Genomic DNA, 15145 nt, shown 5'->3' with positions numbered 1-15145 from the left:
CCGCAAGAGGCCCAGCGGGTCTGCTGCACGGATAGGTGACATCTGATCTGGCTAGCCCGGAGGGCTGGCCTGGAAGGATGGCATCATGCCTAAGCCCTACCCGCGAGAGTTCCGTGATGACGTCGTGCGCGTCGCACGAGGCCGCGAGCCTGGTGTGACGATCGAGCAGGTAGCGAAAGATTTCGGTGTCCATGCGGTGACGTTGCATAAGTGGTTGCAGCGTGCGGCGCTCGACGACGGGGCCAAGCCCGGCGTGACGCGTAGTGAGGCAGTGGAGTTGCGGGAAGCCCGTCAGAGGATCCGACTGCTGGAACAAGAGAACGAGGTCCTGCGGAAGGCTGCGGCGTATCTGTCGCAGGCGAACCTGCCGGGAAAAGGTTCTACCCGCTCGTGACTGAGCTCGCCGCTGCGGGGATCCCCGTGACGGTGACGTGTCGGGTATTGAAGCTCGCTCGCCAGCCCTACTACCGGTGGCTGGCTGGCCCCATCACGCCCAGCGAGGTCGTGGAGGCATATCGAGCGAACGCGCTATTTGACGCTCACAAAGACGACCCCGAGTTCGGACACCGTCTCCTTGCGGACGAGGCCCGTGATGCCGGTGAGGCGATGGCGGATCGGACCGCGTGGCGGATTACGACCGCGAACGGCTGGTGGTCCGTGTTCGGGAAGAAGCGGGGCCGCAACGGCAAAAAGCCCGGTCCCGCCGTTCACGATGACCTTTGCACCGTCACCGACGAGAAGGGGCGGGTCCGGCACGAGTTCACCGCCGATCGCCCGAATCAACTCTGGCTCACCGACATCACCGAGCACAAGACAAGTGAGGGCAAACTCTACCTCTGCGCGATCAAGGACGTGTTCGCGAACAAGATCGTCGGATACTCGATCGACTCCAGAATGAAGTCATGCCTGGCCGTCCGCGCGCTCGAGAACGCCGTTCAGATGCGGGGCGATGTCGCCGGGTGCGTGGTCCACTCCGACCGCGGATCGCAATTTCGAAGCCGAAAGTTCCTACGCGCTCTGGCCCGCCACCGCCTGGTCGGATCAATGGGCAGAGTCGCATCCTGCGCAGACAACGCCGCGATGGAGAGCTTCTTCGCCCTGCTGCAAAAGAACGTCCTCGACCGACGGTCCTGGGCCACCCGTGAGCAGCTGCGCATCGCGATCGTGACCTGGATCGAACGGACCTACCACCGCCGGCGCAGACAAGCAGCTCTGGGCCGTTTGACGCCCATCGAATTCGAGACAATCATGAACACGACCGTCGCACTGGCGGCGTGACTAACAACTGTCACCTATCCGTGCAGCAGTCCCAGCTGGTCATGTACGTTGATGCAGAGATGGGGGATGCACGACGACGTTTTTGGCAGGAGATCCGGACGGCAACCTTAGCCATGCCCGCCGTTATTGCTTGTGGTGACGGACGTATCAGCGCCTTTGCATTCGAGTCCGGGCAAGCAATGAATCGAGTCTCTGAGGCAGTGAGCGGCTTGGGCAACAGCCTTGCCGAGGCCACCGATGAGTCCTGGGAAGAGCTCGCTGATGCTCGTCAGGCGCTAAACGAACATGCGACTTTGATGCTGGCCATGGTCGCCGCGCCAGCAGATGCGAAGCGCCGTCAGTTTCGCTCGCAAGACGAAGCTGCGAAGTGGCTGAAACAAGGCTAGTGGTTCTGCGTCGGGGGGTACTAGCTGCAATGCGCGCTCACCTCCCATGCCGTCACCTCCAGGTGTTGCCTGTGGTCCTGATGAACCGTGATCGCGTGTAGTGGCCGCCCCACTCAAGTTCGGCGCCAGGGCCTTCTGGTTCGGCGGTGAAGATGTGGAGGCCGCGCCCGGAGACGCTGATCTCGGTGTAGAGGATCGGGGCGGTGATCGCGGCGATGATCCGCCGCGCCTCGTCCGTGAGCTGCCCGTCAACCAGGCACCCGTCCAGGTCGTAGCATCCGAGCCCGCCGCCGAGCATGACGCCCATGCCGTCGCCAGCCTTCGACGCTGACACGGCGGCGTAAGTGGACCACGTGCGCTCGTTTATGGACGACGCTGCGCAGCCTGCCTCGGTGATCGGCCGCTTCCCGTCAGCGCGCACCCAACGATCCTGGGCGGTCATCGCCGCGGGGAACGCGGGCTTGCTGCGGTGAGCAGCGACCCGGCACCGCGTGGAACAGAACCGAGCACCGGTGCGCAGGAGTCGAAGACCCCCACCGCACCGCTCACACGTCCGTTCCATGCCCCAATTCTACCCCAGTAAGCCGCCCGATGTAACGGATAATCCCCGCCAATACAGGGATCCACGACTGTCACGCCCGGCCCCCAGGAAAGTCGAACCGCCAGGTTCGCCCAGAAACGCCGCAAACGCCCCAGACCGCCCGCGCCACGCCCCAGCCGCCACGCAGCCCCCAGCAAGGCACACAAGGCCGCCCACCGTGTGGAAAAAAGGCGGTGAATATATATCTATGCCTGGGGTACGAAGCAGCGGGGGGAGGGGGACCGGGTGGGGGGTGGGGGTCTCGAAGTCGTCGGAGTATGGTGTTTTGACTATTGCTGACCGGGAGGATGTTGATATGGAACAGCAGGCTGAATGCCAGCAGTGTGGCCGTGAAACGCTGCGGAGAGTCTGGGACGTTCCTGATCCTGGGCGGAGGTCTCGAGCGGATGCGCCAAGCGAGTACCGGTGCACGAACCCGGCCTGTGGTCATGTAACTAAGGACCCTTACAAGTAAGCGTGCACGTCTTGAACGTCTGTTGTTCGCTGTTCTGGCCTGCGTGTTGACTGGAGCAGCGTTCTTGCATCTCGACGGGTTGTCGCGGAAGCATGCGCCGTCTGGGGTGTAGTTGTGCCCCGCCTGGTCGTGAGCCAGGTGAACGCCGTGAGCGTTGCGGGGCTGCTGGGCTAGTGCTCAGCGAGGTGTGTGGTGTCTGTCCAGCGTTCCCAGTGGCGGTATCTGGCGATGGTGGTGCCTTGGGGATTCTTGAGGATCAGGTGCCCACCACTGTGTTCTACGGCTTCGGGCGTGAGGTCGTAGGTGTAGGTGGTGCCGTCTGCTTCGACGCGGATCATACGCGTTGCCCTCGGTAGGTGAGTTTTCCTTCGACTGCGAGATTGAAGGCTTCGCCGTATTTACCTGCTGGCATGTTGTGGGCGTGGGGCATGGCTGCGAGGATGCGGGCGTGCAAGGCCTCCTCCGCCTCATGGATAGCCGTCCAGCGGCGGCGCACTTCTTCGGCATCGCTGGCGAAGTTGAGTGTGACCCCGTTGGAGACGAGGAGCCACGGGTCGGCGTCGCCCTTTCGGCCCAGGCCCAAGCCGTGGTGCTGGGCGAGGGTGAGGTCCGCGAGGGTGAGGCAGGCAATGTTCCCGCTGAGGTACTGGAGGTTGTGGCCTTGGGCCCTTGCTGCCCACCAGATCAATTCAGTGGCGGCTTTGAGTCTCGCATTGGCGATGCTGGCTTGGGCGTGTAGTAGGACTTGCTGCGCGGTGCCGGTGAATCCTGATTCGATGTTTGACACCACGATCCCGCCGTCTTTGGCGGCGGTGAGGTGCTGTTGTGATTCTTCGATGATGGGCCGGGCGGCGGTGAGGAGGCGGGTTGCTTCCGCTACTTCGTGGGCGAGTTTGTCTTGCTCGTAGTTGTTTGTCTGCACGGTGGCGATGCCGATGTGCATGGCGAGGTAGTGGCGTGTGATGAGGCCGATGATGTTCTTATCTGTGCCAGGATCTTTGCCAGCAGTGAGGGCCGCTTGTGTGGCCGCGATGATGTCAGCTTTGGCCGGGGTGGGCATGGTGTCGGGTTGGGCGGGGTACTCGTTGAATGGAAGGTCGAGCTGTCGGGCGGCGCTGCGAACGCCTTGGATGGCGGCCTGGATTTCTAACGTGTTCTGGTTCATGGTGCTGTCCTTGCTGTTAGTTGGTGCGGTTGCCGTTGAGGTGGCCGATGATGCCCGCTATGGGCGTCGTGTTTTTGGGTTTGGAGGGTGTTGGTCCCCAGTTGGCTCGGGGTTTGAGGTCCCCGGGGGTTTGGTTTGGTGCGGGTGGCGGCATGCGGGTTGCGGCGAGAGTCACCTCTAGTTGTTCTTGGAGGGCCATGGCTTGGGATCGTGTGATCTGAGCGAGAATTACGCCGCCGTGGGAGATCTCGAAGCTCGTGGCGTCTGGGTCGGTTGGGCGAAGGTACATGGGTTAGTCCTGTCGTAGTGGCTGGAGGCCGGTGATGAGGATGAGTGCGCCGGTGAGTCCGCAGAGCTGTGTGGTGGTGGGGCTGGTGCGGTATCTGGGGGCGGCGTAGGTGTGGGGGTAGTTGCAGCGTGGGCAGGTGATGCGCACCCGTCGGGGTTGGCCTGGCACGTCCAGGTAGGAAGTGGCTTCGGCGGTGGGAAGGGTGTTCACTGCTGGGCCTCCTGCTCGTGTAGGTGGTCTAGGAGCCTGGTGAGTGAGGCGGCTAGCTCCGTGGCTTCTGCGGCGTCCAGGTGCGCTAGTGATTTGCCACGGCGGACGAGGGTGAGGCCGGGGACTCGGGTTCCGTCTGGTTGCCTCCAGTCGCTGGGGTAGGCGGTGACGGAGGATGGTGTGCGGAAAACTGTGTTGGCCATGTGTTTTGAGTCCTTTCAGGGGAAGGGGACGGCCCTCGTCCGCGTGGGGACGAGGGCCGTCTGAGGTAGTCGAAGGAGCAGGGGCATCAGGTAAGTGTCAGAAGTGTCAGTAGTGTCAATTTCCCCGGGATCACGGGGAATATTGGCTGACACTTGCTGGTGCCCTGACACTTGGTAAGTGTCAGGGCCGGGGCAAAGTGTCAGGCCCCAATCCCAGTGTTGGCGCGGATTCTGACACTTCTGACACTTCTGACAGGGAAGTCAGGAGCACTTCTCTGTAGTGCTCCAATCCAGCATGAAAGGCAGCCGCTGGATACGCCCGGTTAGAGCCATTGGACTTGGGCCGGGCCGGGTGGAAGCTACGGGAGTTGAGACGTCTGGCGAGGTCGTGCGTGGTGTTCAGTGGCCGCCCTGAACGATCCCCCCACAGCCCTCCGTCTTGGAGCGGACGTAGGCGTTCGATCAGTACTGCGCCGGTGAGTCTGTCTTCCTCTGGTTCGAACACCGCCAAGCAATCCCGGTAGAGCAACGCCTGTTCAGGAACCTCGTCTTGCTCGTCTCGTTCGTCGTTGATGGCGTCCACGGCGAGTTCACGAGCGACTTGAGGCCACCGCCCGCCGATCAGATCGGCGGTGATGATGAGCGGTCTCCACTTGTCGCCAAGCCTTCCTGTGAGTTCGGGTGGCATGGCCGCGTCGTGCTCGAACGCCAGCGCAAGTTGCGGCCGCAACAGCTCCCGTAGCCGGATCCCATAGGAATGGAATGGTGTAGGTGTTGTGCGGTCATCCCACCGCGCCACATCGCCTCTTGTCATGTTGACCCAGATCATGCGGGACTCAACATCTGCGGGCATGTGCATATTGATTCCCGCGACGGCCCACGGTGCGAAGACTTGCGAGGTCTGTAGTTCGTGTTCTCCGCTCTTCTTCTGAACCATCTTGGAGATGCCGCCGCCTTCGAGGTCAAAGGAAGCATTGATCAGGGCCTCTACTTCTGAGCGTTGAGGATGGTCGTAACGGAACACACGGTGCGCCTCGTCCACCAGGAACGTGCCTCCGGCGGCCAGGAACTCTCGCATGGCTGCAACGGTCGTGGCGTACTGGATAGGCATGGAGGAGAACCCGAGCCCGCGCAGGGCCTGCATGGCTTTAGACTTCCCCAGCCCGGGGCCCTCCGCGTTGATGGCCAGGATCGGGGAGGTGAACAGCCCCAGGGGGGCCTTCACTTTGTCCATGCGCGGATCATCGGGTATAAGCGGCTCAGGGCCAATCTGAGCGATGATCTCGGACTCTTTGACCCGTGCCGCGGCACGCTTGCGATACTCGGTCCGCCAGAGGCGCAGAGCCTCACGTTCGGGACCTTCTGGATCGGGGATGTTCAGGAGCCAGGTATGCCCAGCCCAAAGACACATCAGTTCCACAGCGTTAGGTGTGGCCGCGTGCACATAGGGCCGCCAGTAGTTGGCAATCTCGTCCATGAGGGCCGCGCCGCTCTCGGGGAGCGGTGAATCTGCTGCGGGCACCTGCACGGTATCGGTGGTGTTCATGGTCTCCTTGTGAATGGGTGAGGCCGCGCTCTCCTGGTGTGGAGAGCACGGCCTCTGGTTGAGTGTGTGTGGGTTCAGGACACGGCCCTGAGGTGGTGTGGCAGTTTGCCTGTGCGCTCGTATTGCTCGCGGCAGGCGTGCCAGCCTTGGGCGTAGGAGTAGGCGGCTAGCGGGATGTTCTGCCAGCGCTGGTACTCCTCGTTCACGCCGTCACGTTTGCCGTCTGAGTAGGCGCAATGCCGCTCGAACGCGATTTGCAGCTGTACGTCCTCGCGGTCCAGTAGCTCCCACACTTCGGGTTGCGGCTCCTGCTTGGTATCCGCGCCACCACGCCTCGGCAACGGCGAGGGCCTGGCGTTCGGGTTCGAGGCCATCTCCCATCACCGCGCCCTGTGCGCTTGCCAGGGGAGGGCGGCCACGCTCACTTGCCTGCCCTCTCACTGGCAAGGCCGGTGAACTTGGCGACGTCGTACCCGTTGGACACGGCGAAGGCGATCACGGAGTTCACGGTCTGCGCTTTAGCGTCCATCGCGTCGGGCTTGGAGAAGTAGTGCTCCGCCTGCGCCCGTGGTGCGTGCTCACGCAGGATGCCCTGCAAGTGGTCCACCAGGTGTACGAGCTGCGCCACCGGCACCACCTCATCGGTCTCCAGGGCCACAGTGACGCCATCCTCGGTGCTCTGGTACTTGGAGACCTGCACACCGGCCACGTTCACGCAGGACACCACCACGGGGGTGTCGCTGGGGTCAGGGGCGAAGGTGAGTTGCCGACGCTGCGGCTTGTCCAGGATCGACGCGATCAGGTCACGCAGTGCTGCGAGGCCCTCGGCGTCCATGGGCCCCTCTTGTGTCTCCAACTCGTAGCGGAGAATGCCGTCACGGTCGGTGCTCCGGTGGAGGAACAGGCCCAGGTCTGCGGCCTCGGGGGTAGAGAGTGGGCAAGTGTTGTTGGTAATCTGCATAGTCATGGTGGTCCTTTCTAGGATCTTCAGGCGGCTTCGAGACGGTTCTTGGTGGAATGGGTCTCGGAGCCGTTTTTCTCTGTGGAGCGACCGCAACGGTCGCACTCTTCAGCGACGCAGAGCAGACGGTGAACGGCTTGCTCACCCGTCGGGTCTGCATACTGAATCTCACGGGCAACCGCGGGATCGTCTTCCATGAGCTGCTGGAAGTGGCGATTGATCCACCGGAGCGATTGGTGGGTGAGCACTTGACCCAGCACGTCCACGGCTTCCTTGCGCTGGAGCCCGTGATGCTTGATCAGTCGCGTCGACTCGGTGAGACGGTGGCGCATCGCAACTCGGTTCGTTCTTCCCGCGATAACCAGACCGTCGGAATGGGTGTGCTCGCGCCGGTCAGGCAGTGCGCTGGTGGGTGTTGGCATCAAGCCACTCCTTCACGTGGGTCTCGGAGTACCGGACCGTCTTGCCAAGCTTGATGAACCTTGGGCCAGTTCCCTTGTAACGCTCCTGGGCCAGCGCTGCCACGGTGGTCCCGCGCCAGTCGGCCAACTCTTGTGGTGTGTAGAGCTTCTCGTTCATGCTGCTCCCTTGATTCCCTGGGGATCGTTTTGATCTCCTGGGCATCAGCATACATATCGAACGTTCAGCGTGCAAGACTGGTCGTGAGGGAACATTATGGGCGCTAGGCTCTGCTCATGGCCGATAAGAAGAAGATGATGCTTGGGGCGACCGGTGAGCGCGTGCGCGAGAACGTAGCTCGCTTACGAGGGGCGAAGGAGTTCAAAAAACTCGCGGAGGAGTTGAGTGACGTTGGGCGCCCAATTCCGCCCCTAGGGTTGCGTCGCATCGAGGCTGGCGAGCGCCGAGTGGACGTTGATGACCTCACTGCCCTCGCTGCCGTGTTCAAGGTTTCGCCTCTAGCGCTACTCCTGCCGGAAAACGAGTCAGACTCCCTCAAGAGCCGGGTGACGGGGTTGCCAGGCGAACACCCAAACGCGGACCTTTGGTCTTGGGCGCAAATGGGTATGGCGCTCCCTATGCCGGAAGCTGCGACTTTCGAGGAGCGCGAGCGGATCCACGACGAGTACACGAATCGCTCGGCACCGCGCGGGCAGGGGCCAAGCACTCGGGCAAGGGACAGGATGAAGCACAACCCTTCTTTTGTGCCCAAATCGCTCGAAGGTGACTAGCAATGCCTTCTCCCAAGCGTTACGACACGGCGGACGGGACGCGCTGGGAAATCCGTTTCCGCACTCCAGACCACACGCAGACCCGCAAGCGCGGGTTCAAGACGAAACGCGCCGCCGAGGACTACGCGGCGTCAGTTTCCACGTCCATGCAGCGCGGGGCGTTCGTACCCATCAGTGCGGGCAAGACGACCGTGGCCAAGCTGGGGCCATCGTGGTTGGAGCGTAAACAGCACTTGAAGCCATCGGCCTACCGAGTGCTTGAGTCCACGTGGAGAAACTACGTGCTCCCTAAGTGGGGGAGACGGGGCATCTCGTCCATCCTCAAGACCGAGGTGCAAGCTTGGGTCACCAATCTCTCAGTGGGCAACGAGCCGGGCTACCCTGCCCGCTCGGCCACCGTGGTCACGCGAGCGTATGGAATCCTTCACGGAATCTTGGGTGACGCCGTCTCGGATAAGTTGCTAGCGGCCAATCCGGCCAGCGACGTATCGCTGCCGCGGCGGAAACCCAAGGAGAAGGTTTACCTCTCGCACGACCAGGTGCGGCGGATCGCCAATGCAGCCAAGTATCCGACCGTGATTCGGGTGCTCGCATACTGCGGCCTGCGGTGGGGGGAAATGGCGGCGCTCCGTGTCCAAGACCTGGACCTCGAGAAGCGGCGTCTCAGGGTCGTGAACAATGCCGTGGACGTGGCAGGAACCATGATTCTCGGGACGCCAAAGACGCACAGGGCTCGCGCTGTCCCCTTCCCTCGGTTTATGGCCTCGGACCTCGAGGCTGCCGCGCTCGGTAAGTCGGAGAACGAACTGCTGTTTCCGGGCCCGGACGGTGGCTACATGAGGAACGCCCGCGTGCACGAACACAATCTGTCGTGGTTCGCCTCGGCAATCAAGAAGGCAGGGGCTCCGCGAATCACGCCCCACGATCTGAGGCACACCGCCGCATCTTTCGCCGTGAGTGCTGGGGCCAACGTCAAGGTGGTTCAGCGGATGCTCGGCCACAAGACCGCGGCCATGACTCTTGACGTGTACGCGGACCTGTTCGAGGACGATCTAGACGTCGTTGCGGATGCCCTCGATTTGGCTGTCGAGGCTAGTCAATCTGAGGCGTGATCTCTGCGAAGTGTGTCCAAAATGTGTCCAAATGGCTCCCATTGGACATAAGAAAGGCCCCAAAATCCTTGAGTTTTCAGGGATTTTGGGGCCTTCTTTAACGCGGTGACGGTGGGATTTGAACCCACGGTACGGGATTACCGTACACAACATTTCGAGTGTTGCACCTTCGGCCGCTCGGACACGTCACCAGGCTCCAACACTCTACGGCACACCCTCGCACCGCCCCAAACCGGACGGCGTTCGGTCCGGCCGGGGGCGGTCGGCGTGGTGCGGGCGAGGGGAAGCGGGGCTATCGGCGAGAAGCGGGCTTGAACCCTGCTTGACGGCGATAAGCCTGCTTGGTCGGTCGGCGTTCGGTCCGGCCGGGGGTGGTCGGCGTTGCGCGGGCGAGGGGAAGCGGGGCTATCGGCGAGAAGCGGGCTTGAACCCTGCTTGACGGCGATAAGCCCGCTTGGCCGGCCCCGAGCGGCCCCGGCCGGCCCCCCGACCGCCCACGAGCCCCCGCCCCGGCACACGCAGAAACCCCCGACCGGCGAACCGATCGGGGGTTTCTCATCACTCGTTCATCACTCGCACCCTTTGAGGTGATCCCTACGTTAGTGACAGAGTCTGAAAAATACCTGATCGCCACTTGTGTACTCACGGTGAGCCCTCACGCCCCCGGTGCTCAGCGAAGAACGAGCGCAGCAATGCCGCGCACTCGGCCTCCAGCACCCCCGAGTACACCTGCACCCAGTGGTTCAGCCGAGGCTCGCGCAGCACATCAAAGACGCTCCCGGCCGCCCCGGCCTTAGGATCCCAGGCGCCAAACACCACGCGAGGAACCCGAGCCAGAACAAGAGCGCCGGCGCACATGGCGCACGGTTCCAACGTCACGGTGAGGGTGCAACCTTCCAGGCGCCACCCGTCGCCGTCGCCCCGGGAAGCCAGCGTCGCAGCGGCGTCGCGCAGGGCAAGGATCTCGGCGTGACCCGTCGGATCGCCGTCCAGCTCGCGCACATTGCGCCCCACACCGATCACGGCTCCCGTGGGATCCGTCACCACGGCCCCGATCGGCACATCGCCGTGCGTGCCCGCCAGGCGCGCCTGATCCAGGGCCTGGCGCATCCAGGCATCGGCGTTGTCCGGCGGGGGGAGCGTGCTCATGCCCCCACCGTATAAGCATTCCGTATGAGTCAGGGGGCGCGGCGACGGTAGCATGACCCTCATGCGCGTACAGGTCGTCGATCATCCCCTGGTGGCCCACAAGGTCACTGTCCTGCGAGACAAGAACACCTCCTCACCGGTGTTCCGTCAGCTCACCGATGAATTGGTGACGCTGCTGGCTTATGAGGCCACGCGGGAGGTGCGCACGGTCCCCATCCAGGTGGAGACGCCCGTGGCGATCACCACCGGTACCGCCTTCGCCAAGCCCACCCCGCTCGTGGTCCCGATCCTGCGCGCCGGTCTCGGCATGCTGGAGGGCATGACCCGCCTGGTTCCCACCGCGGAGGTCGGCTTCCTCGGCATGGCCCGCAACGAGGAAACGCTGGACATCATCACCTACGCCGAGCGCCTGCCGGATGACCTCACCGGCCGCCAGGTCTTCGTGATCGACCCGATGCTCGCCACCGGCGGCACCCTCGTGGAGTCCATCAAGTACATCCTTGACCGCGGCGCCGACTCGGTCACCTGCATCTGCCTCATCGCGGCCCCGGAGGGCGTGGCGCGCCTGCAGGAGTTCCACGGCGACGACGACCGCGTGCACCTCGTGGTCGCCGCCTTGGACGAGGGCCTCAATGAGCTCTCCTACATCGTCCCCGGCCTCGGCGACGCCGGCGATCGCCTCTACGGCCTCGCCGAGTAGTCACGCGGCTTCAGCAGCACCCCACGGTTTAAGCAACACCCACGGCCCGACGCCGCGCGCTTGAGTTCAGCGCGCAGCGCCGGGCCGCCGTGTTGTTTGCCTCTCCTTCGGGTCCCGCTGGGACAGCCCGCGCGCAGTAGCCTGCGCGGGCCGCCGCTTAGGAGGTGGGCTGAGTCAGGTCGTAGAGCGTCACCCCGTCCACGGTGGTGGCGGTGTAGTTCTCGCTGACCCAGGTGCTGATGGCAGCCGCCGTGGAGTCACTGGAGCCCCCACCCATTCCGCCGCCCATTCCGCCGCCGGAGCTGGAGGCGATGTAGTAGTGGACCTGGCCGGTGGTGGCCCACTCCTTGAATTGATCCAAGGTGGGGGAGGGGTCGGTGCCGTTGAAGCCGCCGATCGGCATCACCGAGGTGTTGGATCCCAGCTGGTAGCCCGCGGCGCTCTGTGCCCCGGTGGTGGCCGCCGTCCAGCGGTAGTTGGCGGAGTCCGCTTGGAGCAGGGCCACCAGTTCGGCGCCCGGGGTGCCCGCGTTGAGCAGACCGCCCGCGCCGCCGCCTTCGCCGCCTTCGCCGCCGCCCGCGCCGCCCATGCCGCCGCGGCCGGTTCCGCCTGGAGGCGTCCCGCCCGTACCGTCCGTACCCCCCTGACCAGCCTGGCCGTCACGTTGGCCGTCTCGTTGTCCGTCGCGCTGACCCCCGCCGTTTCCGCCGGGGCCACCGCCCATTCCGCCTGCGCCTCCTGGGCCACCCATGCCGTTACTGGTGCCGGCGTAAATGATGGAGCCGGTCTTGGCCACGGTCGTGGTGGAGGCGGCGAACGCGCTTTGCGCTCCCAACCCTCCCACCAGGACCGTGCTCACGGCGGCGATGGTGAGGCCGCGGCGCAGCCTGCTGGGTCGGTGGCCGACGGGCGCGCCGTCGGCCGCCGGAGCAGACGCCCCGGCACCCAGGCCAGCCCCGACACCAACATCACCACCGCGAACCCGCCCCGGCCACACCGGCCGCAGCGCCAGGCCAAAGGCACCGATCAGCGCCACGACCACCCCGATGCTGGCCCAGACGCTGCCCCAGTCTGCCTGCACCAGCACGATGAACGCCGTCATGGAGGTGACGGCCACCAGAAGCGCCAGCGTGAGGGACGCAGCCCAGGAGGTGGAGCGCTCCCAGAGCCAGCCGGCCCCGATGGCCACGATCGCGGCCAGGGGCGCGGCCAGGATCGCGGTGTAGTACTCGTGCGTGATGCCCTGCATCAGCGAGATGGTCAGCCCCTCCACCACAAACCAGCCGCCGAGGGCGATCACGGCGGCGATCCGCAGCCGGCCACCGTCGGTGCGCCAGGCACGGGTGCGCAGGATCAGCACCAGGCAGGCCAGTAGCGCTATCAGCGCCGCGGGGATGAGCCAGGAGATCTGGGAGACGTAGTTGCCACTCACCAGGCGCAGCAGTGACGGGGTGCCCCATCGGCTACCCACCGAGCCCTCCTCGTCGCCGTTGAGTCGGCTAAGGCCGTTGTAGCCAAAGGTCAATTCCAGGAAGGAATTGCTTTGCGATCCGCCAATGTATGGGCGGGAGGAGGCGGGCCAGAGCTGCACCAGCGCCACCCACCAGCCGGCGGAAACCACCATCGCGGCCGCCGCGGCCAGCAGGTGGAGCACGCGCTTGAGCCACGGTCCGCGGGCGGCAACCAAGTAGGCCAACGCCAGCGTCGGCACAATGACCACGGCCTGCAGTTGCTTGGTCAGGAAGCCCATCCCAATCATGGCGCCCACCATCAGCATCCATGCCAAGGCCCCGCGCCCCCGCTTGAGGGCCGTGCCGGAGGCGGTGAGCGAGGAGGCATGCACCGCGCGAATCACGCCGTAGACTGCCGCGACGGAGAGCAGAATCAGCAGGGCCTCCGGGTTGTTGAAGCGGAACATCAGTAGCGCCACCGGCGTGGTGGCCAGCGCCAGCCCGGCCACCAGGCCCACCCAGCGCCCGGACACCCGGGACACCGCGCTATAGAGCAGCCATACCGAGGCCACCCCCATCAGCGCCTCTGGCACCAGGATGGACCACGAGTTCAGCCCAAAGATCCGCACGGAGAGCGCGGGGATCCAGAGCGACGCGGGCGGCTTGTCCACGGTGATGGAGTTGCCGGAGTCGGAGGAACCAAAGATGAAGGCTGTCCAGTCCTGCGATCCGGCCTGGATGGCCGCGGAGTAGAAGGCGTTGCCCCAGCCGTTGGCGCCAAGATTCCACAGGTACAGCACCGAGGTGCCCAGCAGCAGCGCGATCAGGCTGATCCGTTGAGCCAGCGAAGCGGTCGGGAGCCGGTCGGGACGTGATGCCCGACGCCGCGTGGCCGGGCCCCCGGGTCCGCCGCCAGCGGCGGAAGGTGAGGCGGGCGCGGGAGCCGAGCCGGCGCCGTCGGGCAGGGAATTTCTGTCTGGGGAACCCGTCGTGAAGCTCATGACGTGGCCTCCTGTTCTGTGAGGGGGCTCGGGTTGCCGCGGCGTTCGCGGAAGACCCAGTGGCGAAAAAGCACAAACTTGAGCAGCGTGGTGAGGAGGTTGGCGCTGACGACGGCGATGATTTCCGCCCCGCCGTTGAGCCCGGCCGCGTGAGTGAGTCCAATGGCGGCGGCGGTGAGGCTCCAGCCAAGGAAGAACACGGCCAGGCCCTGGAGGTGATGCGTCACGATGCCGGCCCGGCCGCGCACCCCGAAGGTGAAGCAGCGGTTGGCGGCCGTGTTGGCCACGGCGGTGAGCAGGAGCGCGGCCAGGTTGGCCAGTTGAGCGCCGCCCAGGGGGCGCAGCAGCAGGAAGAGGGGTAGGTAGGCCAGGGTGGAGGCCGCGCCGATCAGGCCGAAGCGGATCAGGTGAGTCCAGAGCCCGCGCGGCTGGTCTGGTGGCAGATCCCGGCCCAGCTCTTGGCGCACACTGGTCAGGGGGATACGGCCGGAAAGCAGGCCGGTGGCCAGGCGCCAGACGCCGCGCAGATCCTCCGCCGCAGTGCTCGCCACGTGCACGCTGGAGCGGGGGTCATCCACCCAATCCACCGCCACCTCAAAGACGCGCAGCCCGGCCTGTTCCGCCAGGACCAACAACTCGGTGTCGAAGAACCAGGCATTGTCCTTCACCAGCGGGAGCAGCTGTTGTGCCACGTCCGCGCGGATGGCCTTAAAGCCGCACTGAGCGTCAGAAAATCCGGCACCGAGCGAGCCACGAAGGATCAGGTTGTAGCAGCGCGAGATGATTTCGCGCTGGGGGCCGCGCACCGTGCGGGCGCCAGCGGCCAGTCGGGAGCCGATCGCCACGTCGGAGTGCCCAGAGAGCAGCGGCGCAAGGAGTGCGGGCAGCGCGTCCAGGCCGGTGGAGAGATCTACGTCCATGTACGCCAGCACCGGTGCCTCAGACTCCAACCACACCTGCCGCAGAGCGCGTCCGCGACCCTTTTCTTCCAGCCGAATGTGGCGGATGCGGGGGTTGGCGGCGGCGAGCTTGGCCGCGATGCGGGGGGTGGAATCCGTGCTGGCGTTATCCGCGATGCTCACCCGGTAGGCGGCGCCGCCCGGCGGATACAGCGTGGCCAGGAAAGCCTCCAGCCGGAGCACGTTTGCCTCCAGCTCGGTCTGCTCATTGAAGACGGGAACGACGACGTCCAGCTGGAGTTGGCCGGGTATCGTCAGGACGGGGCCGCGCCTGGATCGCGACGAGAGCCGGGGATGAGCGGGGGCCGGGGCGGTGTTTGTGGGAGTCATAACAAGAGCGTCGGCGGCGCTGCTGTGGCGGGGCGGGGCCCAAGCTAGGTGCCCGGGAGGTGTGGCTGAGGGGACGCTGAGTTTAAAGTGACCTTGAGGCGTTTCCTGTGAACCTGGGAGGATGCTGGACGCCAAAAACCCCGCCGTTCCGGGGAAGAGA

General features: G+C 64.9%; 18 protein-coding genes and 1 tRNA gene. 5 read left to right on the top strand and 14 right to left on the bottom strand.

Annotation, left to right across the window (positions count from 1 at the left end; translation table 11 throughout):
• Positions 1-85 precede the first annotated feature (85 nt).
• Together DWQ67_RS10355 and DWQ67_RS10350 are read left to right on the top strand one after the other, a co-directional pair.
• A protein-coding gene (locus DWQ67_RS10355) for an IS3 family transposase (protein WP_121485539.1) occupies positions 86-1278 on the top strand; the annotation gives its coding sequence in 2 pieces (ribosomal slippage) (positions 86-370 and positions 373-1278; 1191 coding nt in all).
• A gap of 20 nt (positions 1279-1298) precedes the next feature.
• The gene (locus tag DWQ67_RS10350; RefSeq protein WP_147433671.1) at positions 1299-1664 is read left to right on the top strand and encodes a hypothetical protein; all 366 of its coding nucleotides are present in this window, start codon (positions 1299-1301) and stop codon (positions 1662-1664) included.
• A gap of 52 nt (positions 1665-1716) precedes the next feature.
• Here the strand turns inward: DWQ67_RS10350 and DWQ67_RS10345 are convergent, their stop codons facing one another.
• The 10 genes from DWQ67_RS10345 to DWQ67_RS10305 all read right to left on the bottom strand — a co-directional run bounded on the left by DWQ67_RS10345 (position 1717) and on the right by DWQ67_RS10305 (position 7672).
• Positions 1717-2106: a DNA primase gene (locus DWQ67_RS10345; RefSeq protein WP_147433670.1), complete on the bottom strand. Its 390-nt coding sequence runs from the start codon at positions 2104-2106 to the stop codon at positions 1717-1719.
• A gap of 783 nt (positions 2107-2889) precedes the next feature.
• Positions 2890-3057, bottom strand: a complete 168-nt coding sequence (locus DWQ67_RS13800; protein WP_158595431.1) for a hypothetical protein — start codon at positions 3055-3057, stop codon at positions 2890-2892.
• Entirely contained in the window at positions 3054-3884 is an 831-nt protein-coding gene (locus DWQ67_RS10340; protein ID WP_121485536.1) for a hypothetical protein, read from the bottom strand. Before DWQ67_RS10340 ends, DWQ67_RS13800 begins: the two co-directional genes overlap by 4 nt.
• A gap of 292 nt (positions 3885-4176) precedes the next feature.
• Positions 4177-4383, bottom strand: a complete 207-nt coding sequence (locus tag DWQ67_RS10335) for a hypothetical protein (protein WP_121485535.1) — start codon at positions 4381-4383, stop codon at positions 4177-4179.
• Positions 4380-4586, bottom strand: a complete 207-nt coding sequence (locus tag DWQ67_RS10330) for a hypothetical protein (RefSeq protein WP_121485534.1) — start codon at positions 4584-4586, stop codon at positions 4380-4382. Before DWQ67_RS10330 ends, DWQ67_RS10335 begins: the two co-directional genes overlap by 4 nt.
• Before the next feature lie 181 nt (positions 4587-4767).
• Complete coding sequence (locus DWQ67_RS10325) at positions 4768-6132, bottom strand: DUF3631 domain-containing protein (RefSeq protein ID WP_121485533.1); 1365 nt, start codon at positions 6130-6132, stop codon at positions 4768-4770.
• A gap of 74 nt (positions 6133-6206) precedes the next feature.
• A complete protein-coding gene (locus DWQ67_RS10320) occupies positions 6207-6425 on the bottom strand; it encodes a hypothetical protein (RefSeq protein ID WP_121485532.1) in 219 nt (72 codons plus the stop codon).
• Between the two features lie 128 nt (positions 6426-6553).
• The gene (locus DWQ67_RS10315; RefSeq protein WP_147433669.1) at positions 6554-7099 is read right to left on the bottom strand and encodes a hypothetical protein; all 546 of its coding nucleotides are present in this window, start codon (positions 7097-7099) and stop codon (positions 6554-6556) included.
• Positions 7100-7119: 20 nt separating this feature from the next.
• A complete protein-coding gene (locus tag DWQ67_RS10310) occupies positions 7120-7515 on the bottom strand; it encodes a hypothetical protein (protein WP_147433668.1) in 396 nt (131 codons plus the stop codon).
• A complete protein-coding gene (locus DWQ67_RS10305) occupies positions 7487-7672 on the bottom strand; it encodes a helix-turn-helix transcriptional regulator (RefSeq protein ID WP_121485529.1) in 186 nt (61 codons plus the stop codon). Before DWQ67_RS10305 ends, DWQ67_RS10310 begins: the two co-directional genes overlap by 29 nt.
• 116 nt (positions 7673-7788) lie before the next feature.
• On the opposite strand from DWQ67_RS10305, the gene DWQ67_RS13905 reads away from it, so the two are divergent.
• Together DWQ67_RS13905 and DWQ67_RS10295 are read left to right on the top strand one after the other, a co-directional pair.
• Positions 7789-8283, top strand: a complete 495-nt coding sequence (locus DWQ67_RS13905; protein WP_199712687.1) for a hypothetical protein — start codon at positions 7789-7791, stop codon at positions 8281-8283.
• Between the two features lie 2 nt (positions 8284-8285).
• Complete coding sequence (locus DWQ67_RS10295; protein WP_121485528.1) at positions 8286-9395, top strand: site-specific integrase; 1110 nt, start codon at positions 8286-8288, stop codon at positions 9393-9395.
• A gap of 103 nt (positions 9396-9498) precedes the next feature.
• On the opposite strand, the gene DWQ67_RS10290 is transcribed toward DWQ67_RS10295, so the two are convergent.
• Together DWQ67_RS10290 and tadA are read right to left on the bottom strand one after the other, a co-directional pair.
• Positions 9499-9586 (bottom strand) — tRNA-Ser (locus DWQ67_RS10290).
• Positions 9587-10037: 451 nt separating this feature from the next.
• On the bottom strand, positions 10038-10544 hold the full coding sequence (tadA, locus tag DWQ67_RS10285) for a tRNA adenosine(34) deaminase TadA (protein WP_121485527.1): 507 nt from the start codon (positions 10542-10544) through the stop codon (positions 10038-10040).
• A gap of 61 nt (positions 10545-10605) precedes the next feature.
• On the opposite strand from tadA, the gene upp reads away from it, so the two are divergent.
• Positions 10606-11244, top strand: a complete 639-nt coding sequence (gene upp, locus DWQ67_RS10280; protein ID WP_121485690.1) for a uracil phosphoribosyltransferase — start codon at positions 10606-10608, stop codon at positions 11242-11244.
• Between the two features lie 157 nt (positions 11245-11401).
• Here the strand turns inward: upp and DWQ67_RS10275 are convergent, their stop codons facing one another.
• Positions 11402-13696, bottom strand: a complete 2295-nt coding sequence (locus DWQ67_RS10275; protein WP_121485526.1) for an ArnT family glycosyltransferase — start codon at positions 13694-13696, stop codon at positions 11402-11404.
• The gene (locus tag DWQ67_RS10270; RefSeq protein WP_121485525.1) at positions 13693-14985 is read right to left on the bottom strand and encodes a glycosyltransferase; all 1293 of its coding nucleotides are present in this window, start codon (positions 14983-14985) and stop codon (positions 13693-13695) included. The genes DWQ67_RS10275 and DWQ67_RS10270 overlap by 4 nt, the downstream gene beginning before the upstream one ends.
• Between the last annotated feature and the right edge of the window lie 160 nt (positions 14986-15145).

The organism is Galactobacter caseinivorans (genome assembly GCF_003640665.1).
In the GTDB taxonomy this organism is placed as follows: domain Bacteria; phylum Actinomycetota; class Actinomycetes; order Actinomycetales; family Micrococcaceae; genus Galactobacter; species Galactobacter caseinivorans.
Note: the sequence above shows the minus strand (reverse complement) of the source record. Positions and strands in the feature narration are given on the sequence as shown.

Coding starts and splice junctions, on each gene's coding strand:
- DWQ67_RS10325 (WP_121485533.1), bottom strand. CDS start 6,132: ATGAACACCACCGATACCGTGCAGGTGCCCGCAGCAGATTCACCGCTC.
- DWQ67_RS10270 (WP_121485525.1), bottom strand. CDS start 14,985: ATGACTCCCACAAACACCGCCCCGGCCCCCGCTCATCCCCGGCTCTCG.
- DWQ67_RS10340 (WP_121485536.1), bottom strand. CDS start 3,884: ATGAACCAGAACACGTTAGAAATCCAGGCCGCCATCCAAGGCGTTCGC.
- DWQ67_RS10330 (WP_121485534.1), bottom strand. CDS start 4,586: ATGGCCAACACAGTTTTCCGCACACCATCCTCCGTCACCGCCTACCCC.
- DWQ67_RS10305 (WP_121485529.1), bottom strand. CDS start 7,672: ATGAACGAGAAGCTCTACACACCACAAGAGTTGGCCGACTGGCGCGGG.
- DWQ67_RS13905 (WP_199712687.1), top strand. CDS start 7,789: ATGGCCGATAAGAAGAAGATGATGCTTGGGGCGACCGGTGAGCGCGTG.
- DWQ67_RS10310 (WP_147433668.1), bottom strand. CDS start 7,515: ATGCCAACACCCACCAGCGCACTGCCTGACCGGCGCGAGCACACCCAT.
- DWQ67_RS10275 (WP_121485526.1), bottom strand. CDS start 13,696: ATGAGCTTCACGACGGGTTCCCCAGACAGAAATTCCCTGCCCGACGGC.
- DWQ67_RS10295 (WP_121485528.1), top strand. CDS start 8,286: ATGCCTTCTCCCAAGCGTTACGACACGGCGGACGGGACGCGCTGGGAA.
- tadA (WP_121485527.1), bottom strand. CDS start 10,544: ATGAGCACGCTCCCCCCGCCGGACAACGCCGATGCCTGGATGCGCCAG.
- upp (WP_121485690.1), top strand. CDS start 10,606: ATGCGCGTACAGGTCGTCGATCATCCCCTGGTGGCCCACAAGGTCACT.
- DWQ67_RS10315 (WP_147433669.1), bottom strand. CDS start 7,099: ATGACTATGCAGATTACCAACAACACTTGCCCACTCTCTACCCCCGAG.
- DWQ67_RS10345 (WP_147433670.1), bottom strand. CDS start 2,106: ATGACCGCCCAGGATCGTTGGGTGCGCGCTGACGGGAAGCGGCCGATC.
- DWQ67_RS13800 (WP_158595431.1), bottom strand. CDS start 3,057: ATGATCCGCGTCGAAGCAGACGGCACCACCTACACCTACGACCTCACG.